Below are 20,583 nucleotides of genomic sequence, written 5' to 3'. Positions count from 1 at the left end.
TTATAATATTCACTTAATATTCTAAAGGTTTCTACAATTTATTGTAACTAATTCCACTCGAATTATAAGATAAATTGTGACAAATCTTTGTTTTTTGATATTTTTTCGAGTTTTTTGTCTACATATACAGGTGTAATTTCAATATGTGCAGGTGAAATTTCAGATGCTTCAAATGATAATTCCTCTAGTAGGCGCTCAAGAATGGTATGCAGCCTTCTTGCTCCGATATTGTCCGTCTCTTGATTTACTTCCGTAGCAATTTCAGCAATTCTTTCAATCGCATCATCCGTAAATTCTATCGTTACACCTTCTGTTTCCAACAAGGCTTTATACTGCAAAATAAGTGATTGATCCGGCTCTCTCAGAATTCGTATAAAGTCCTCTTTCGTCAACTTATCTAATTCGACACGAATCGGGAATCGTCCCTGCAACTCAGGAATTAAGTCGCTTGGTTTAGACATATGGAATGCACCTGCTGCGATAAAGAGCATAAAATCAGTTTTAACTGGGCCATATTTCGTCGTAACAGTCGACCCTTCGACAATCGGTAAAATATCTCTTTGTACACCTTCGCGCGACACATCTGCCGAACTTGAGCCGCGGCTGGCAATTTTATCGATTTCATCAATAAAAATAATGCCGGACTGTTCTGCACGTCGGATGGCTTCCTGAGCTAATTCATCGGAATCAATTAACTTATTTGCTTCTTCTATAATCAGTACACGTCGTGCATCCTTGACTTTCATTTTGCGTTTCTTCGTTTTCTTGGGCATCAGGCTCGAAAGCATATCCTGCATTCCAGTTGACCCCATATCCATACCCATACCAGGCATTAAATCTAGAAATGGAGTCGTTTGTTCAGTAACCTCAACCGTCACCCATTCTTCTTCAAGTTTACCCGCTTTTAAGTCTTCAGAAACTTGGGAACGCTTTGAACGGGTTGCCGATTCTTCTTCCGTTCTCTCTTCTTCCGTGTTGTTGTTATTTTGGCCAAAAAGCATTTCCAGTGGGTTTTGGGCCATTTTCGTTTTGACTTTAGATGGAACAAGCAGTTTCACTAATTTCTCATTTGCATTTTGCTCTGCAGTATCTTTTACAGATTCCATCATTTCATCTTTAACGAGTCTTCTAGAGCTTTCAACTAGATCACGGACCATCGATTCAACATCGCGCCCAACATAACCTACTTCAGTAAACTTAGTAGCTTCCACTTTAATGAATGGTGCATTTGTCAACTTTGCAATCCTGCGAGCAATTTCCGTTTTACCAACACCTGTTGGACCAATCATCAGGATGTTTTTTGGAATAATTTCGTTTTGCAGCTCCTCGCTTAACAGGGAGCGTCGATATCTATTTCGCAAAGCAATAGCTACTGCCCGCTTTGCATTATTCTGTCCAACAATGTTACGATTTAACTGTTCGGTAATCTGTCTTGGCGTTAAATTTTGTTTTGTCATTCTTCAAGCGCCTCCACTACAATATTATGGTTAGTATAAACACAGATATCAGCAGCTATTGTTAAAGCAGCTTTCGCAATTTGGCTTGCCGTTAGATGCTCGCCGGAGTATTGCTTTAGTGCCCGTCCTGCAGATAATGCATAATTACCGCCCGAGCCTATCGCTAAAATGCCATCATCCGGTTCAATGACTTCCCCTGTACCAGATACCAACAATAGTGTGGACTCGTCCATCACCAAAAGCAATGCTTCCAGCTGACGGAGCATTTTATCTCCACGCCATTGTTTCGCAACCTCTACTGCCGCTCGCTGCAAGTTTCCATCAAATTCATTGAGCTTCGATTCAAACATTTCAAATAACGTGAAAGCGTCAGCTACCGATCCTGCAAATCCGGCTAGCACTTTATCATTGAATAGACGTCTGACCTTTCTAGCAGTATGTTTCATGACAACCGAATTTCCTAATGTAACTTGCCCATCACCCGCCATCGCACATTTTCCTTTGTGGTGAATAGCAAATATGGTAGTTGCATGGAATTGTTCCATTTTCATTCCTCCTATAATCACGCTCTCGGATGAGTATTCATATAAGTATTTCGAAGATGTTCTTTCGTAACATGTGTGTAGACTTGCGTTGACGACAAATTCGCATGGCCAAGAAGTTCTTGAACCGTTCTTAGATCGGCTCCCTGGTTTAATAGATGAGTAGCAAAAGAATGTCTCAACATATGTGGATAGATTTTCGTGTGCATTGATGCATTTTTGATCATTTCATCAAGTATATAACGTACACCGCGGGAAGTAAGTTCTCCACCGCGCATATTCACAAAGAGTTTTTTATGATTTTGATTTTTCATCAGCTTCTTACGGACTTCCATATAATTGCTTAAAGCCTCGTGAGCATACTGTCCAAAAGGAATAATCCTCTCTTTTCTGCCCTTCCCCATTACTCGAATAATTGAATAGTGAAAGTCGACATCTTCCACTTCGATTGAGGTACACTCACTTACCCGAATCCCTGTTGCGTACAGCAATTCCAACAACGCCATATTTCGAACGGACTTATCATCCTGTCCAATATTTCTTTCAAATAATTGTGAAAGCTCTTCTTCATAGAAGAAATTGGGCAATCGCTTCTCTTTTTTGGGGTGGTATAGTGAACGGAATGATGAATCATCTAAGTTGTACTCACGATTCAAGTATTTGAAAAAAGAACGTATGGAAGAAATCTTTCTAGAAATTGAATTTCTTGCTTTCTTTTCATCATAAAGCTTTGTTACATATACCCTTGCATGAATATATTCAACTTCTTCGAGATTTGAGATACCTTCAGATTCTAAAAAGTTTAGAAAATCCTTTAAATCAAACTCATATTCTCTTACAGTATGTACCGAGAAGTTTTTTTCGAGTTGGATATACTTGAGAAACTTATCCAGGCTTTCTGCAAATGTTAGAAACAAATCGCAAAACACCTCCAATGAATTACATGAAAAAAGTAGTGTACTTATAAATGCCATTAAGGGCATATGAATCTTTTCTCATTTTCACGAAATTTCAAATTTAATGTAGAATATTGAAAACATCCATTATGACACTAAACCTATCTTGGAAAGATATCAAGTATTTAGTAAATAAAAATTGTAAAAATTATGTGAACCCTTAATACCTTATTCGCAAACGGCTTAAAACCATACAATTTATCCCTTATTTGGCAATGTATTGATCTCCTGCCGTGCTGCAAAAAGAAAATGCCTCATAAATTATAACAATTTAATGAGGCATTAAGCAATTATATCGTTTGAGAATTCTCAAAATTTAGAATTATTGTTAAATCGCAGGCTAAAAGCAATTTAATATCCGTCATCGTTCTCATTGAGAAGGCGCTTCTTCATAATCACATTTTGTACATTGGATTTGAACGCCTTTCTTGATTTTTTTCTCAACTAATAGCGAACTGCATTTTGGACAAGGCCTGCTAATTGGCTTATCCCAAGAAACAAAGTCACACTCCGGATAAGTGTTGCATCCATAGAATAGACGTTTTGTTTTACTCTTTCTTTCTACAATTTCCCCTGTATCACAACTTGGGCATTTAACCCCGATCGGTTTCATAATCGCTTTTGTGTTACGGCATTCAGGGAAATTCGAACAAGCCATGAACTTTCCGTATCTACCCAACTTATAAACCATGGGAGCACCGCAATTTTCGCAATCTTCTCCAGCTGGTTCGTCTTTAATCTCAATTTTCTCCATTTCTTCATCAGCATATTTTACATGCTTTTCGAAGTCTTTGTAGAAATCATCTATAATTTTTACCCAGTTGGTCTGGCCTTCTTCAATCCGATCGAGATCTTCTTCCATTTTGGCGGTAAATTCTATATTGATGATTTCCGGGAAAAACTCCAATACGAGTTGATGAACAATTTCTCCAAGCTCGGTTGGTACAAATCGTTTGGCATCCATTTGGACATAGCCGCGTCTTTGAATAACATCCAGGGTTGGTGCGTAAGTAGAAGGGCGGCCAATGCCTCTTTCCTCAAGTTCTTTTACAAGACGCGCTTCAGTGAAACGTGGGGGTGGCTGAGTAAAGTGCTGCTTCGGTTCAATTTCGAGTGACTTAACTCTATCGCCCACTTCCATCTCTGGCAGAAGTTTCGTTGTTTCATCTGTTTGATCATCCGTTCCTTCAATATAAAGCTTCATGAACCCCGGGAACTTTACATGGGAACCGTTTGCACGGAATTGAACATCACCGTTTATTAAATCCACTGTAACTGTATCCAAAATCGCAGGTGCCATTTGACTAGCGATAAAACGTTCCCAAATGAGTCGATAAAGGCGCAGCTGGTCTCGACTTAATACAGCCTTCAGTTCATCCGGTGTTCTCATCGTACTTGTCGGACGAATCGCTTCATGGGCATCCTGTGCATTTGCAGATTTCTTGGCTTGCTTTGTTTCCCCAACTACATAGTCTTTTCCATATTTTTCGCTAATGTAATTGACCGCTTCCGTTTTTGCACTGTCCGATATTCGGGTAGAGTCTGTACGCATGTATGTAATTAACCCTACAGTTCCTTCTTTTTTCCCGATATCAATACCCTCATATAATTGCTGCGCGAGCATCATTGTTTTCTTTGCACGGAAATTCAATTTTCGAGCCGCTTCCTGTTGGAGTGAAGACGTTGTGAAGGCCGGTGCTGCATTACGTTTGCGTTCTTTTTTTACGACATTTGCGACTTGGAACTCATCGCCTTTTAGTCCTTTTAAAATACCCTTAACTTGTTCTTCATTTGTCAATTTTACCTTTTCTTCACCATTGCCATAATAATAGGCATCAAATTGCTTCTTCCCTTTTTCAAAATTAGCCTCGATCGACCAGTATTCTTCAGGTACAAAGTTTTTGATTTCTTCTTCCCGGTCGATGATAAAGCGAAGTGCAATCGATTGGACGCGACCTGCTGATAATCCTTTTTTTACTTTTTTCCATAGGATTGGACTAATGTTATATCCTACGAGTCTGTCCAAAATGCGTCTGGCTTGCTGTGCATCTACTAAGTCCATATTGATGGGACGAGGATGTTTAAAGGACTCCAGAATTGCATCTTTGGTAATTTCATTGAATACGACACGGCAATCCGAAGTTGTTTCAATATTCAATGCTTGTGCTAGATGCCATGCAATCGCTTCCCCTTCACGATCGGGATCGGCTGCAAGATAGATTTTCTTTGCTTTTTTCGCTGCCGACTTTAAATCCTGCAAAACCGGCCCTTTCCCGCGAATCGTAATGTACTTCGGCTCATAATTATTTTCTGTATCAATCCCTGTTTGGCTTTTCGGTAAATCTCGAACGTGGCCAATGGAGGCTTTAACTTTGTATTTCTTCCCTAAATATCTTTCAATTGTTTTTGCTTTTGCCGGTGATTCTACTATCACTAAATAATCTGCCATCTATATTCTTCCCCCTTATAGAGGTTAATTGTTTATCTTGATTAAACACGTTAAGGGTAACCACCCTAAAAATGTATCTGTTGCAAAATGTATAACAGTTTTTATAAGAATGCAACTTTTTTTCAATATTTACCTTCAAAACAATTTTAATTCCTCTATGATTTGATATCCGTCTGAAATTGGAATGGCCCCTTCTCGCAGTAGACTATTTGTTCCTTTTGACTGTTCTTTTTGTATAGGACCTGGAACCACAAAAATATCCTTGCCATGTTCTAGGGCATGCTCTGTCGTGATTAATGTACCACTTTTTAAAGAAGCCTCTGTTACAACTATTGCGTTGCTGATACCGCTTATAATACGATTTCTCATTGGAAATTGCCATTTCTGGACCCCAACATATGGAGGATATTCTGTTAAAAGTAAATGATTCCGGGCTATTTCGCAAGCAAGTTCTTTATTTTCCCTCGGATATATATGGGAAAAACCATGTCCCAGCACCGCAATTGTTTTGCCTCCGTACTGAATGGCTGCCCTGTGAGCCAAACTGTCCGCCCCCTTTGCAAGTCCACTTACTATCACGATTTTTTGTTCCACTAGTGGCGGGACTATATACTCCATAGCAAGGCTCGAATAATTTGTTGCTTTTCTGGAACCGATAATGGCAATTTTCCTGGGTTCCTTGAGTAAAGAAATGTTCCCTTTTGCATAAAGGATTGTTGGCGGGTCGATTAAATCATAGAGATCTTTTGGGTAGAAATCACTAGTGTAGGGAATCGCTTTGATAGAGGATGAATTATATACGTCCAGAAGATTAATTTTTAATACTTGTTGATATTTCGATAGTATGTCGCCTGCGTTTTTTGTCGAAATCGCAAGAATTTTAGCTAATTGTGCGGGTGAAGTTTCTATTAGATTTTGCGTAGATTCGATTGATTTCATCAGGATGTGGAATTTGTTCAGGGGAAGAGGATAAACGTAATGAAACGAGAGGATTTCTTGTAAATTATTCAACATATCACTCCTTATTAATAGAAGAAAGTTTCTTCGACATACAAGGCATGGGCCTTGGTATAAAAAGTGACCGCATAAAAAGGAAGAGTGCAGCAAATTAAATTGCTGCACCCTTTATTTTAATGCGTTTTACATTGTTCGTATAGACCTTTTTCTTTAATAACCTTAATTAATGTTTCACCAATTACCGAAGGTGTAGGTGCAACTTCAATACCAGCTTCATTCATCGCCTTGATTTTATCTGATGCTGTTCCTTTACCACCGGAAATGATGGCACCAGCATGTCCCATACGTTTACCTGGAGGTGCAGTTTGACCGCCAATAAATCCAACCACTGGCTTTGTCATATTCTCTTTAATCCACTGCGCTGCTTCTTCTTCAGCAGTACCGCCAATTTCACCAATCATCACGACAGCGTAAGTCTCTGGATCATTATTGAATTCACTTAGTACATCAATGAAATTCGTGCCATTTACAGGGTCCCCACCAATACCGACCGCTGTTGATTGACCAATTCCTGCTTGCGTTAATTGATGAACCGCTTCATATGTTAACGTACCTGAACGAGAGACAACGCCTACATGACCCTTTGTATGAATATAGCCTGGCATAATCCCGATCTTACATTCATCCGCACTGATCACTCCCGGGCAGTTTGGGCCAACCAGGCGTGTTTTCTTGCCTTCCATGTATCGTTTCACTTTGACCATGTCTAATACAGGAATGTGTTCTGTAATACAAATAGTTAGATCTAAATCAGCATCCACCGCTTCCATAATTGCATCCGCTGCAAATGGCGCAGGAACATAGATTACCGAAACATTCGCACCAGTTACTTTAACAGCATCTTCAACTGTATTGAATACAGGGACACCTTCAATCACTTGTCCACCTTTGCCGGGTGTTACCCCTGCTACAATCTTTGTCCCATATTCAAGCATTTGTTTCGTATGGAATAGGGCCGTTTCCCCAGTAATACCTTGTACAATTACTTTTGTATCCGCATTAATATAAACACTCATGAATTGTCATTAGCCTCCTTAACCTACGAGCTCCACAATTTTTTCAGCGCCATCCGCCATTGAGTCAGCCGCTACAATATTTAAACCAGACGCATTTAATAATTCTTTACCCAGTTCTACGTTTGTTCCTTCCAAACGTACAACTAAAGGAACTTCCAACCCTACTTCTTTCGCAGCCGTAATTACCCCTTCTGCTATAACATCACATTTCATGATGCCCCCGAAGATGTTGACGAATATTCCTTTTACATTTGCATCCGATAAAATAATTTTAAATGCTTCCGTTACTTTCTCTGCAGTAGCACCGCCCCCAACATCAAGGAAGTTCGCTGGTTTACCGCCGTAATAGCTAATTGTATCCATCGTAGCCATTGCAAGGCCGGCACCATTTACCATACAGCCAATGTTTCCGTCCAGCGAGATATAGCTAAGGTCGTATTTGGAAGCTTCGATTTCTTTTGGATCTTCTTCATCATAATCTCTTAACTCGACAATATCTTTATGACGGTATAATCCGTTGGCATCGAAGTTAAATTTCGCATCAAGAGCTACCACCTCGTCGTTTCCAGTAACAACAAGCGGGTTAATCTCCAGAATCGAAGCATCTTTATCAACAAATGCTTCATATAATCCCAGCATCAATTTTGCTGCTTTATTAACAAGCTTTGGTGGGATATTCATATTGAATGCCATTCGACGTGCCTGGAATGGAAGCAATCCTGTTACCGGATCGATCACTTCTTTAAAGATTTTTTCCGGCGTCTGTTCCGCTACTTCCTCGATATCCATTCCGCCTTCTTCCGACCCCATTAGAGTCACTCGGGAAGTTGCTCGATCCAGAACAAAGCTCAAATAATATTCTTTACTAATATCCGATCCTTCTTCAATGTAAAGGCGTTTAACTTCCTTACCTTCAGGACCTGTTTGGTGAGTTACCAGGATTTTCCCCAATAACTCTTTCGCGTAAGTTCGGACTTCCTCCAAATTCTTCGCGATTTTTACACCCCCAGCTTTACCACGTCCACCAGCGTGGATTTGAGCTTTAACAACGATTACATTGGAACCTAGCTCTTTTGCAACCTTTACTGCTTCTTCCGGTGAAAATGCAACTTTTCCATTCGGAACAGTTACTCCATACTTTCTAAGGATTTCTTTCCCTTGATACTCATGGATATTCATGATACATCCTCCAATCCAACCTTTAGAACTTTTTCTACCATAACCCATTCTATACAAATATTCTGACAAAGTCTATCGTTGTACCCTATGTATTTAAATAGATTATTTTATTACAATATTATCTATTTTATGCAACGCCGTCTATAGTTTCATGAAGTTTTATTTTGTTTTAGTTTCATATTTTCGATCAAGACGGTAGATAAATGCAAAAACTTCTGCAACTGCTTCATATAATTCTTCGGGGATCGCTTCGTTTAAATCAAGATTTCCCAATAGTTCAACAAGGTTTTTGTCCTCATATACAGGTATATCATTCAAAGCGGCTTTTTCTATGATATTGTCAGCAATTTTCCCCTTCCCTTTTGCAATGACGGTAGGGCTGTTATTGCTCTCCGGATTGTAATTTAATGCAATTGCTTCTTTTCTGACAAACTTCTTTTCGGTCATATTCGAATATCAACTCCACTCTTCAATTTGGTTTCATCAAAGTTTTTCTTTTTGAGATCGTAAGGAGTCGAGGTTTCTTCAAATGCTTTCACAAATAAACCCGAGAGCTGGTAATTCTTGTCCAATAGTCCTTTTTTTAGAGTTTCTTTTAGAGGTCCGGCCAGTGCTTCGAGCTGCGGTTGGTTATTATACAAATGAATTGTAACAATGCGATTTTGGACCTGCATATCCACCATGGTTTCTTCAAGGGCTTCCATATTTAAATAAAACAGAACACGCGCATAATTTGCGTCTATTTTGCCATTTTCCTTCATTCTGCCATTCCATTGCAGAGTTGCTTCCGTTTGCTTCCCCAAAAACTGCAACGGAATTTGCATGACTAATTGGTGTTGATGCCCGTTTTCTCCTGACGATAATTGCATCCCGTTTAACCTTGCAAGAATATTATCTGCTGCTTCTCTGACAGTGGAAGGGGTTTGGGCATCTTGAATAAGGGATAAAAGCTGCGGTTTTAAAGACTGCGCCAACTCTTGTATATCGGACATTTTATTATTCAAGCCGGCTTCATAGCTCATTCCCAAGCCTTTTAAAACTGTTTTGATTGCCTGTTCCATCATTTTCCCATCAAGTGACGACATAACTTCCGCATCTGCTTGCAGTTGCATGGTTTGTACGGTAGAAGAGCTTGATTCTCCAGCTATACGCGCCAAATTTATGAAAGTTGACTGAGCAACTTGGGGGTTTGCAGCTTCTGGCTTAATCAGGGAAAGTAATTGTTCATGATGTGACGTATTTACTGTACTATTATTAGTTGGCTGCTGTTGGGTTTGAGTTGCGAATGCTTTTACAAGTTGTTCATGCAATTGTTTGGCAAACAATTCGATAGTAGCCGGACTTTTAGGCAATGCCTCAAATCGACTTACGAGCTGCAACAACTGTGTTTTTTGCTCCTGTGATAAATTTGATTGATCGCCAATCCAGGTTTGGACCTGCTGGATCATTTGTTTGGCATCTGCAGGTTTTGAAGTCATGACGGTTTGAAGAAGCTGGCTTACAGGTTGTTTCATTGCTTCATTTGATAAGTTTTGATGCTGCTTGAAGCTTTGGGATAACCAACTTTCTGCTGTCGCATTTTTTGGCATGATATCCGCACTCTTTAGTAGATTGAGCAGTTGTGTTTTATTAATATCCGTCTCTGTGCTGCCCAACAAATTTTGGACAGTTTTTGATAGGATGATCCCCCCGGTTTCTTGATCAAGCGGCTTGGCAATCATTTGTAATTGTTGCAGGATGTTTGATTTCGTGGATGGTTCAATGCTTGTATCCTGGGCTAACAATGTCGTTAGATTGGATATTGCTGAAGACATCCCATTGTTTTTATTGCCAAAAATCAAGCCTTTAAATACTTCGCTTGTAAATGGCAGTTTCATCTCCGCCATTTTTTGGATTACGTGTAACGCTTCTTGTTTTGTAACGGACTCCGGTAACTTGTTCAGCCAGTTTTCAGCTTGCATTAAAGCTTCTTTTGAAAGCGGCAGTTGGTTTTTGATAAAATGACCAAGCATTTGCTGCATGTCCGGAGTTTTTGGAAGATTCATCGTTTCCAGTAACTGATTAAGCTGGCCGATTGTCGTTTGTGATTGCTGCATTGGCCCTGTGACAACTTTCAGCTCAGCTTGGGGGTTCATGTTCGTTACTTGAAAGAAATGTGAATCTCCGGCTTTTAAAGGCGTTTCTAACTTGGCAAATAACTTGTTTGGCCCGACTTGAATTTCCGCCATCTGATCCGGGTAGAGCTTCTTGATTGTTCCATGAAACACTTGACCTTGTTTCAATGTTAATGGTTGATTCGGTTCAAAGGCTCCTTGCTGGATTCCTATTGGGTTAAATGATGTAGATGTCATGTGAATACCCGCCCCTTCGCTTCAACCATTGATTTGATCGGTTCAAAACTTTTCCGGTGTTCTTCGATATAACCGAATTCTTCGAGTGCGCCTAAATGCTGTTTTGTCCCGTAACCAGCGTTCTGGTCAAAACCGTAAGCAGGGAATTTCCCATGTAGTTGTTCCATATATTCATCCCTTGCATTTTTCGCCAAAATAGACGCAGCCGCTATGGTTAAGCTTTTCGCATCACCCTTAATGATCGAACTTTGCGGAAGATCAATCGGTAATTTCATAGCATCCACAATACAAAAGTCTGGTCGAATCTTTAAGCTTTCAACACTTTTTTTCATGGATTGCCTTGTTGCTTCGTAAATATTGAGCTCGTCTATCACTTTCGCACTCTGAAAATGAATGGAATAAGCTAATGCATGTTCTTTGATGATGCTTGCAAATTCTTCTCTCGCCTTCTTCGGCAGCTGCTTTGAGTCATTAATTCCCAAGAATTTGTCATAATTTCTTGGCAATATTACCGCTGCGGTGACGACAGGGCCTGCCAGCGGACCTCTTCCCGCTTCATCAACGCCGGCTAGCAAATCTTCTGCAGATGATAAGAAGCTCGCATCAAACTTCACTTTACGCTCATGCTCTTCAAGCTTCTTCTTTTCTTTTTCAATGCGATTATTCCATTGCTTCCATACCTTTTGAACACCCGCACGTTCATCCTCTTCAATGGCCCGCATCCACTCTTCGTACCTTAGCGCTTCGTTTAAAGCGACTGTTATTTCTTTTATTGTTTTTACCATATGTATGACACTTCCCTATATGCTCTCTCTTTTTATATCGGCTTTTTCTCATGATATCAAAGAAGAATTTAATAACTTCTGTATGTTTTATCCCTACTAACAACTTAACACAGTTCCCTGTTCATTAGGTAAATTTCAGTCTATAATGGGAGTGAAATGAATGGAGGAATCTATATGAAAAAACTATTCCCTCTTTTTGCAAGTATCGTCTTAATATTGTCTGCATGCGGGAATTCCGCAAAGGATGAACATAGCGAGGATGAACACGCAAACCACGAGAGTTCCGCGGATGTACAAATTGACAATGCTGGTACAGAGGATGCACATAGTACACACAACCATACATCCGGTGACATACAAGAATTAACTGCTTCAGCAGATGAACTTCCTAAATTTCTAGATGATCAGAATGAGGATATTCGGCTTGTTTATCAAGTTGCTGGAAAAGCGACCGACATACTGCAGTGGATTCCCTGTTACTGCGGGTGCGGGGAATCAGTGGGGCATCGCAGCAACCTGAATTGTTTTATAGCAGAAACTCGTGAAGATGGCTCTATTCTGTGGGATGACCACGGCACACGCTGCCTAGTCTGCCTAGAAATCGCGGTAGAATCCGTTCAAATGGCTCAAGAAGGAAAATCCCTAAAAGAAATCCGCAACGCCATTGATGCGAAATATCAAGAAGGTTATGCAGCACCAACACCAACAGAAATGCCTGCTTAAGCAATTAAAAAGGTGGAGAAAAAACAGAATTGTTTTTTCTTCACCTTTTACTTTTGTGATAATATGCAATTCAAATAAATTGTCCCATCATGAGTAGATGAGGGTCTTCCGGTCCATAATTTGCCCTATTCTTCTGCTAACGCTTCTTTCTCCAGTTGTTCATCGACAATATCAAAGGTAATTTTACCGAAGTGTTGATTCCGGATATCCCGAACAATGATTTCGGCTACTTGATCGTAGTCGATTTCGCCGCCTTGTCCAAACACTTTACGCTGTTTTCCAATATGGTCGAAGGTATCGACCAATTGCTCGTGGACAGCCGTCAAACCATAGCGCTCTTCCATTCGGTTCGGATAGTGGATTGATAGGAATTGGAGACCGTACACTGCAAGATCTTCCATATTGATAATCGTGTCTTTAATAGCACCTGTTAAAGCCAATTTCAAACCGACTTCCTGGTCCTCAAATTTTGGCCATAAAATCCCTGGTGTGTCCAGCAACTCTATATCTTTTCCTACTTTAATCCATTGCTGCGACTTTGTTACTCCAGGCATGTTTCCAGTCTTTGCGATATTTTTTTTCGCTAAACGGTTGATAAGCGTCGATTTCCCTACATTTGGAATTCCTACAATCATCGCACGTATTGCGCGAGGTTTCATCCCTTTCGCCTTCATGCGTTCCCATTTTTCAGCCAAGATTTCTTGCGCTGCTTTCGTAACCTTCTGTAGACCTTTTCCTTCCAAGGAGTTGATTGCTACCGCTGTATGCCCAAGGTTCGCAAAATACTGCACCCATTTTTTTGTTTCTGTTTCATCCGCCATATCGGCCTTGTTTAAAATCAAAAGACGCGGTTTCTGGTTAATCACCTGGTCAATCATTGGATTTCTTGAAGAAAGGGGCAAACGGGCATCGATTAATTCAAAAATAATATCGACCAGTTTAAGTTTTTCTTGGACTTCTCGTCGCGCCTTTGCCATATGTCCTGGAAACCATTGTATTGTCATGTTGTTTTCCTCCTTTATGTTTACTTAAAAACTCTTCGTTATATATTTTATGTAACTTTATAAAAGTTTCGAGCTCATAAGCCGCCAAAAAGAAAAGGAGATTACCAAGAACCCCCTTCACTCCTTAAGTATTATTTTACAATCTTGATATCACCGATTGGCCAGAAGATAAGACTCGTGTTCCCTATAAGCTCATCCTCACTGACAATCCCGATATGACGGCTATCTTTACTGTAGCGGCGATTATCTCCCATCACAAAAACATACCCTTCCGGAATTACATCCAGTGTTGGGTCAATTTCCTGCAGTGTGAAGTCTTGTGTTAGTGTTCCCTCTGTCAACTGTGATTTATACTCATCCAAATACGGCTCATCATACGCTTTACCATTTATATAAAGCTGATCGTCCTTATATTCGAGTGTATCACCTGGAAGACCTATGACACGTTTAATGTAATCTTTTCCTTCTGGCGCATGGAATACTACGATATCAAACCGATCTGGTTCACCGATTGTGTAGCCGATTTTATTAACGATCATTCGGTCGCCATTTTGCAGAGTTGGCATCATTGAATCGCCATCCACCACGATTGGTGTAAATAATATGTAGCGAATAAGTACTGCAATAACAAATGCAATAACTAGCGCCTTTATCCATTCCCAGATTTCATTTTTTTCTTTTTTTGTATTCTCCACGGAAGATTCCTCCCTATCTAACTTCATTTTATGGTAAATGAATTATGTATACAAGTTTGAAAACCCGACTTCTTTCAACTCTATGAGACAATAGAGCTTTCAATGCCGTGATCAGGAAAGAAATCTACTGTTCCTAGTCTCTTTTTACCAAAAAGAAAGGGAGCTTGCAAACAAGCCCCCTCTCAAAAAGTTATTATCGGATTTCTTTAATACGAGCAGCTTTACCACGTAGGTTACGTAGGTAGTAAAGTTTAGCACGACGTACTTTACCACGACGGATAACTTCTAATTTAGCGATTTTTGGAGTGTGTACAGGGAATGTACGTTCAACACCAACACCGTAAGAAATTTTACGAACTGTGAAAGTTTCGCTAATTCCGCCACCACGACGTTTAATAACAACACCTTCGAATACTTGGATACGCTCACGAGTACCCTCTACTACTTTCACGTGTACGCGAACAGTGTCACCTGGACGGAAAGTTGGTAGATCAGAACGAAGTTGTTCTTTTGTAATTTCTGCAATAATGTTTGACATAAATTTTCTCTCCTTGGACAGATGCTCTTACAGTCCTCTAATCGGCCTCAGCGGAACACCGTAATTCTGGTACTTCATATAGAAGCACAACTTGAATAATACCATAAACTTTTTATTGTTTGCAAGTATTATATTGAACCAATCGCAATTTAATTTAGCATGGATGGCGGATTCAATTTTGATGGAGTTAAATCAATCTTCAATAGCTCTACTCCGACTTTAAACGCTCGATAAAAGCTTTTTGTTCCGGTGTTAACTCCATATGCTCCAAAAGGTCAGGGCGTCTTTCTAAAGTTCGTCTAAGCGACTCCTGTTCACGCCATTTATCGATATTTGCATGATTCCCCGATAATAAGACATCCGGCACTTTCATCCCTCTAAAATCAGCAGGACGCGTATAATGCGGGTGCTCTAAAAGCCCCGTTGAAAATGAATCCTGGATATGGGAATTTTCTTGGCCCAGCACCCCCGGGAGAAGACGAACAACGGCATCAATTACAGTCATGGCAGCTAATTCTCCACCCGTTAATACAAAGTCTCCAATCGAGATTTCATCAGTTACAAGGTTTGTACGAATTCGTTCATCATATCCCTCATAATGTCCACATAAGAAAACAAGCTCCTCTTCCTTTGCAAGCTCCTCTGCTTTCTTCTGGGTAAAACGCTCGCCTTGAGGACACATAAGAATAATTCGGGGGCTTCTGCCCTCCGTAATCGTTTCAACAGCCTGGAACATCGGCTCCGGCTTCAGAACCATTCCAGCACCGCCCCCATAAGGGTAATCGTCTACTTGTTTATGCTTATTATTACTGAAATCCCGGATATCCGAAACAGATAATGAAACCGCTTCTTTTTCTTGCGCCTTCTTTAAGATGGACGAACCGAAAACGCCTGTAAACATATCTGGAAATAAACTTAATACATGAATATTCATTACAATAAACCTTCCATGACGTGAATAATGATTTTCTTTTCCTCTACGTCGATTTCTTTTACAATATCCTCAATATAAGGAATGTAGTGTTTTTTGCCATTTGGTGCTTTGACTTCCCAAACATCATTTGCACCCGTTTCCAAAATTTCAGTGATGGTTCCAATTTGTTCGCCTTCTTCCGAAAGCACTTCACACCCCATAATTTCGAAATAATAGTATTCGTTTTCCTCCAACACATCTTCATCCAATTGATCCTTTGTCACTTTTAATAGCCCTTCTTTAAAAGGTTCCACTAAATTGATGTTGTTGTAGCCTTCAAAGGTTAACAAGATGAAGTTTTTATGTCGACGAACACTCTCTATTGTTACCCAAGTCGGTTTTTTATCGTCTTTTTTAAAAACCGCCAATTTACTGCCGATTGCAAATCGTACGTCTTCAAAATCTGTCGAGGAAAGGACGCGTACCTCTCCGCGAATTCCATGCGTGTTGACGATTCTTCCTACATTAAACCATTCCATATTTAAGCCCACCTTAAGTTTTATAAACAATTCCTTATATCGACATTATCATACTAAAAAAGTTTAAAAAAAAGAAGGGATAGCATTTAGCCCCCTTCTTTTATGTAAGTTTTGAACGCTGCTTTACCGAGCACTCTCCGCTTTTAATCCAATATATCGACATACGTCTTTTTCTTGTGATGACTGCCAGCAGCTGAATAAACAATTGTACGAATTGCCTTTGCAACACGACCTTGCTTGCCTATTACTTTCCCACGATCTTCTGGATGAACAAAAAGTTTATAAACAATTCGACTTGAATTTTCGTCCGTTTCGACACGGACTTCTTCTGGAAAATCGACCAATGGTTTTACGATTGTTTCAATCAGCTTCTGCATCGCGTGTCACCTCTAGAATTATTTACTGAATTTTTGGTTGTGGAATTTTTCCATGATACCTTGTTCTGAGAACAGGTTACGTACAGTATCAGATGGTTTTGCACCATCAGCTAACCATTTAAGAGCTTTCTCTTCATCGATATTCACTGTAGCTGGTGAAGTTAGTGGGTTATAAGTACCAACTGTTTCGATTTGACGTCCGTCACGTGGAGAACGAGAATCAGCAACTACGATACGATAGAAAGGAGATTTGTTAGCTCCCATACGTTTTAAACGAATTTTAACTGCCATTTTTTATTGCACCTCCGAATAAGTTTCACACAAGATAGTATATTATCAAGTTTATTTTGGTTTGTAAAGTGTTTTTTCTTAACACCTAATATTTTAGCAAATTTTTTTTATTTAAACAATGAATCCAGGCCAGGTAATTTCATTTTTTTCTTGCCTTTTCCTTGCGTCATCCCTGTCATTTGCTTCATCATTTTTTTCATATCTTCAAACTGTTTAAGCAATCTGTTTACTTCCTGAACAGATGTACCAGATCCTTGTGCAATCCGTTTTTTGCGGCTTCCGTTCATGATTTCCGGATGTGTTTTTTCAGCAGGAGTCATGGAATAAATAATCGCTTCCACACGCCCCATTTGCTTTTCATCCACCTTCACATTATCAAGGCCCTTAATCTTGTTGGCACCCGGCAACATCTTAAGCATATCCTCGAGTGGACCCATTTTTTTCACGGCTTGAAGCTGTTCCACAAAGTCATCTAAAGTAAAGCTTTGGGACATGAACTTCTCTTCAAGCTCTTTCGCTTTCTCCATATCGACATTTGCTTGTGCTTTCTCAATTAGGGATAGTACGTCACCCATCCCTAAAATACGAGAGGCCATACGTTCTGGGTGGAATGTCTCAAGCGCATCCATTTTTTCACCCATACCGACGAACTTAATCGGTTTTTCTGTCACGGCACGAATTGATAATGCAGCACCACCACGTGTATCGCCATCAAGCTTCGTTAACACAACCCCCGTAATACCGATTGTTTCGTTGAAGCTTTGCGCCACATTTACAGCATCCTGCCCCGTCATCGCATCGACAACTAAAAAGACTTCATCAGGTTCTTTTAAAGCCTTAATATTTTTTAGCTCATCCATCAGTTCCTCATCGATATGCAGTCGACCTGCTGTATCGATAATAACCACGTCGTGATGCTCTTCCTTCGCCTGCTCTATAGCCTGGCGGGCAATCTCTACTGGAGATACTTCATTTCCAAGCGAGAAAACAGGGATAGATAATTGTTTCCCAAGCGTTTCAAGCTGTTGAATTGCAGCCGGACGATAAATATCGGCAGCAACCAGTAAAGGCTTACGATTGTATTTTTTGCGTAATACGTTCGCCAATTTACCCGTAGTTGTTGTTTTACCGGCACCTTGCAATCCGACCATCATAATGACGGTTGGCGGCTTCGTATTAAATTTAATGGGGCTTTGTTCGCCACCCATCAGCGATGTTAGCTCATCTTGAACGATTTTGATTACTTGCTGACCAGGAGTCAAACTTTTCATTACTTCCGTGCCGACAGCTCGTTCGCTAACTTTTTTGACAAACTCTTTAACAACCTTTAAGTTAACGTCTGCTTCAATTAATGCAAGGCGAACTTCCCGCATCATTGCTTTAACGTCTTGTTCGGTAACTAAACCTTTACCTTTTATCTTTTGGATTGTTCCTTGGAGTCGTTCTGCTAACCCTTCAAATGCCATGTTTAGCCTCCTAATCCGTTTCTTTTAGTTGATTAACCAATGCAAGGCGGTCTTCCATCGATGAAGTCTCGTCCTTTATTGCCTCGGTTAACTTTTCAAGAACCTCTTGGCGCTCGCCAAATTTCTCAAATAAACGTAATTTATCTTCATATTCTTCAAGCATTGCCTCTGTACGACGAATGTTGTCATATACAGCTTGGCGTGAAACCTTATAACTTTCTGCGATTTCTCCCAAAGAGTGATCATCCAAGTAGTAAAGTTCCATGTAACTTCTTTGTTTATCCGTTAATAATGCTTGATAAAAGTCGAAGAGAAAGTTCATGCGTGTTGTTTTTTCAAGTAGCATTAAATATCTCTCCAATCATATTTTGTCTACTGTATCATATCCGTTTTCACTAGGTGTGTCAAGGAAATTCCCTTGTCCACAAATAGGGTTAAAAATCCTTGACGTTAATTTGTTTAGTGCTCAATTAAGCTATTTACTGACTAATGGCTTTTCTTGCAGCAACTTTTTTGCCGTGCAGAAAATAATAAATGCCAATGGCCACTGCGAACCACCCTACTGTCCAGCTATACATAGTTTGATAGCTCATATAACCTAACAGAATACCGTAGAAATAGGGGCCGATACCTATTGCTAAATCCATTAGAATAAAGAAAGTTGAAGTAGCGGTTGCTTTCCTATTTTTTAACGCCTCTTTAATGGCAATAGCTAAATAATTGGATTGCACTGTGCCGTAGCCGATTCCGATGAAAGCACTGGCAAGTAAAATCATCCATCCACTGCTGGCTTGACTTAATATAAAGTAGCCGATCACTAATAAAATCAGCATCGGATAAGTTAATTTATTTTCCCCCAAGCGATCAAATAACCGTCCTGTAATAGGTCTTGTGCATACTAACGCGAGAGCGTAGACAACAAAGAAATATGTAGCAACTTCTCCATGCCCAATCTCCTCTGTATAAGAAGCCAGAAATGACAATAAGCTGGAGTAACCCACTGCTAATGCGAACATACAGATTGCTATAGGCAATGCCCTTTTCTCAAACATATCGTTTAATGAAAAGCGAAGTTTCGCTTTTTGGTCGCCTTGTGAGAACTGTGGCGTCGGTACCTTTATAAATATTCCGAGCAAGTTGCAAAATGCTGCAAAAACTAAAATCCATATAAATAATTCAAACGTTGCGATACGCAGCATCAATAGCCCGATAAACGGCCCTGTTGCCATAGCGATATTCATTGCAGTCGCATAATAGCCTGTCCCTTCCCCCCGACGCTCATCAGGTACAACATCAGCCATAATGGCGTTGGCAGCAGTCATTAAGAATCCGAACGTTAACCCGTGAATTGCCCGAACAATTAAAAATAACGAAAAGGTAGTGGCAAACTGGTAGGCAACTACCGCCAAGAGGAAGATTACTGCCGAGATGATGAGAATTTTTTTACGCCCCATAACATCCACGATTTTCCCTGCAAAAAGGCGTGCCACAAGTGCCATGATGACAAAGATACCTACAGCCAATCCAGCCTCGCTTTGGCTTCTGCCAAAATGGCCGATCACATACTGTGTAACGGTTGCAAGCAAACTATAAAACACAAGATGTGTGAAAAAGTTGATTCCACAAACCATTAGAAAATTCTTGGTCCAAAGTTTCGGACGATCCATTCATAACCCTTCTTTCTAGAGACAACCCCTATGTATACATAGCAAATTATACTAAACATTCAGTAAGTTAAGTAGGGGGAGTTTTGGGGTTGGGAGGTTGGTTCGCATTTTGAGGGGGGAATCCAATTCTCTGTGCGTTTCATAATGGGGGATATAACGTGATTTAGGGTGAATATGAGCTCATGATACGTTTGATATTAGGTATGAAACGCGTTCTGGGACGGATTCCTCCTCATGATACGTTTGATGTAAGGGATATAACGCGTTCCGGAGGGAATTCCAGCTCATGATAAGTTTGATACAAGGCATGTAACGCGTTCTAGGACGGATTCCAGCTCATGATGCGTTTGATGTAAGGGATATAACGCGTTCCGGAGGGAATTCCAGCTCATGATAAGTTTGATACAAGGCATGTAACGCGTTCTAGGACGGATTCCAGCTCATGATGCTTTTGATGTAAGGTATATAACGCGTACCAGGGCGAATTCCAGCTCGTGATACGTTTGATCTAAGGTATATAACGCGTTCTGGGACGGATTCAAGCTCACGATGCGTTTCATATGAGTGATGAAACACTTACAAATGCAAATTCTAGCCCATGATGCTTTTTACTAAGGC

21 protein-coding genes are annotated in these 20,583 nt (G+C 40.2%); 1 reads left to right on the top strand and 20 read right to left on the bottom strand.

Annotated features, from left to right (window positions below; translation table 11 throughout):
* Positions 1-62: 62 nt before the first annotated feature.
* The 10 genes from hslU to QYB95_RS11800 all read right to left on the bottom strand — a co-directional run bounded on the left by hslU (position 63) and on the right by QYB95_RS11800 (position 11,752).
* Positions 63-1,457 carry an ATP-dependent protease ATPase subunit HslU gene (gene hslU / locus QYB95_RS11845; protein WP_301138535.1) on the bottom strand — a complete coding sequence of 465 codons (1,395 nt, stop codon included), beginning with the start codon at positions 1,455-1,457 and terminating at the stop codon, positions 63-65.
* On the bottom strand, positions 1,454-2,002 hold the full coding sequence (gene hslV / locus QYB95_RS11840; RefSeq protein ID WP_301138534.1) for an ATP-dependent protease subunit HslV: 549 nt from the start codon (positions 2,000-2,002) through the stop codon (positions 1,454-1,456). Before hslV ends, hslU begins: the two co-directional genes overlap by 4 nt.
* A gap of 17 nt (positions 2,003-2,019) precedes the next feature.
* Positions 2,020-2,916 (bottom strand): tyrosine recombinase XerC, encoded by an 897-nt coding sequence (gene xerC / locus QYB95_RS11835; protein ID WP_301138533.1) that lies wholly within the window; start codon positions 2,914-2,916, stop codon positions 2,020-2,022.
* 409 nt (positions 2,917-3,325) lie between these two features.
* Positions 3,326-5,404, bottom strand: coding sequence for a type I DNA topoisomerase (gene topA / locus QYB95_RS11830; RefSeq protein ID WP_301138532.1), 2,079 nt, complete (start codon positions 5,402-5,404; stop codon positions 3,326-3,328).
* Between the two features lie 135 nt (positions 5,405-5,539).
* Positions 5,540-6,418 (bottom strand): DNA-processing protein DprA, encoded by an 879-nt coding sequence (dprA, locus tag QYB95_RS11825; protein WP_301138531.1) that lies wholly within the window; start codon positions 6,416-6,418, stop codon positions 5,540-5,542.
* Positions 6,419-6,534: 116 nt separating this feature from the next.
* Positions 6,535-7,437 carry a succinate--CoA ligase subunit alpha gene (gene sucD, locus QYB95_RS11820; RefSeq protein ID WP_301138530.1) on the bottom strand — a complete coding sequence of 301 codons (903 nt, stop codon included), beginning with the start codon at positions 7,435-7,437 and terminating at the stop codon, positions 6,535-6,537.
* Positions 7,438-7,455: 18 nt separating this feature from the next.
* A complete protein-coding gene (sucC, locus tag QYB95_RS11815) occupies positions 7,456-8,616 on the bottom strand; it encodes an ADP-forming succinate--CoA ligase subunit beta (RefSeq protein WP_301138529.1) in 1,161 nt (386 codons plus the stop codon).
* A 159-nt stretch (positions 8,617-8,775) separates the two neighbouring features.
* Entirely contained in the window at positions 8,776-9,063 is a 288-nt protein-coding gene (locus QYB95_RS11810; RefSeq protein WP_301138528.1) for an EscU/YscU/HrcU family type III secretion system export apparatus switch protein, read from the bottom strand.
* The gene (locus QYB95_RS11805; RefSeq protein WP_301138527.1) at positions 9,060-10,967 is read right to left on the bottom strand and encodes a hypothetical protein; all 1,908 of its coding nucleotides are present in this window, start codon (positions 10,965-10,967) and stop codon (positions 9,060-9,062) included. Before QYB95_RS11805 ends, QYB95_RS11810 begins: the two co-directional genes overlap by 4 nt.
* Entirely contained in the window at positions 10,964-11,752 is a 789-nt protein-coding gene (locus QYB95_RS11800) for a ribonuclease HII (protein WP_301138526.1), read from the bottom strand. The genes QYB95_RS11805 and QYB95_RS11800 overlap by 4 nt, the downstream gene beginning before the upstream one ends.
* Positions 11,753-11,926: 174 nt before the next feature.
* Between QYB95_RS11800 and QYB95_RS11795 the strand changes: the two genes are divergently transcribed.
* On the top strand, positions 11,927-12,475 hold the full coding sequence (locus tag QYB95_RS11795; RefSeq protein WP_301138525.1) for a PCYCGC motif-containing (lipo)protein: 549 nt from the start codon (positions 11,927-11,929) through the stop codon (positions 12,473-12,475).
* Positions 12,476-12,600: 125 nt separating this feature from the next.
* Here the strand turns inward: QYB95_RS11795 and ylqF are convergent, their stop codons facing one another.
* From ylqF to QYB95_RS11745, 10 genes are all read right to left on the bottom strand, one after another.
* Entirely contained in the window at positions 12,601-13,479 is an 879-nt protein-coding gene (ylqF, locus tag QYB95_RS11790) for a ribosome biogenesis GTPase YlqF (protein WP_301138524.1), read from the bottom strand.
* Between the two features lie 131 nt (positions 13,480-13,610).
* Positions 13,611-14,174 (bottom strand): signal peptidase I, encoded by a 564-nt coding sequence (lepB, locus tag QYB95_RS11785; RefSeq protein WP_301138523.1) that lies wholly within the window; start codon positions 14,172-14,174, stop codon positions 13,611-13,613.
* 193 nt (positions 14,175-14,367) lie between these two features.
* Positions 14,368-14,712 carry a 50S ribosomal protein L19 gene (gene rplS, locus QYB95_RS11780; RefSeq protein WP_036171707.1) on the bottom strand — a complete coding sequence of 115 codons (345 nt, stop codon included), beginning with the start codon at positions 14,710-14,712 and terminating at the stop codon, positions 14,368-14,370.
* 208 nt (positions 14,713-14,920) lie between these two features.
* Positions 14,921-15,646, bottom strand: a complete 726-nt coding sequence (gene trmD, locus QYB95_RS11775) for a tRNA (guanosine(37)-N1)-methyltransferase TrmD (protein WP_301138522.1) — start codon at positions 15,644-15,646, stop codon at positions 14,921-14,923.
* On the bottom strand, positions 15,646-16,164 hold the full coding sequence (gene rimM, locus QYB95_RS11770; RefSeq protein ID WP_301138521.1) for a ribosome maturation factor RimM: 519 nt from the start codon (positions 16,162-16,164) through the stop codon (positions 15,646-15,648). Before rimM ends, trmD begins: the two co-directional genes overlap by 1 nt.
* A gap of 143 nt (positions 16,165-16,307) precedes the next feature.
* Entirely contained in the window at positions 16,308-16,541 is a 234-nt protein-coding gene (locus QYB95_RS11765; protein WP_282989821.1) for a KH domain-containing protein, read from the bottom strand.
* A gap of 18 nt (positions 16,542-16,559) precedes the next feature.
* Positions 16,560-16,832, bottom strand: coding sequence for a 30S ribosomal protein S16 (rpsP, locus tag QYB95_RS11760; RefSeq protein ID WP_036202915.1), 273 nt, complete (start codon positions 16,830-16,832; stop codon positions 16,560-16,562).
* A gap of 107 nt (positions 16,833-16,939) precedes the next feature.
* The gene (gene ffh, locus QYB95_RS11755) at positions 16,940-18,298 is read right to left on the bottom strand and encodes a signal recognition particle protein (RefSeq protein WP_301138520.1); all 1,359 of its coding nucleotides are present in this window, start codon (positions 18,296-18,298) and stop codon (positions 16,940-16,942) included.
* 10 nt (positions 18,299-18,308) lie between these two features.
* Positions 18,309-18,644 carry a putative DNA-binding protein gene (locus QYB95_RS11750; RefSeq protein WP_301138519.1) on the bottom strand — a complete coding sequence of 112 codons (336 nt, stop codon included), beginning with the start codon at positions 18,642-18,644 and terminating at the stop codon, positions 18,309-18,311.
* Positions 18,645-18,777: 133 nt separating this feature from the next.
* A complete protein-coding gene (locus QYB95_RS11745) occupies positions 18,778-19,965 on the bottom strand; it encodes an MFS transporter (RefSeq protein WP_301138518.1) in 1,188 nt (395 codons plus the stop codon).
* Positions 19,966-20,583: the final 618 nt, after the last annotated feature.

Source organism: Ureibacillus aquaedulcis, from assembly GCF_030418165.1.
Classification (GTDB): Bacteria; Bacillota; Bacilli; order Bacillales_A; family Planococcaceae; genus Ureibacillus; species Ureibacillus aquaedulcis.
Note: the sequence above shows the minus strand (reverse complement) of the source record. Positions and strands in the feature narration are given on the sequence as shown.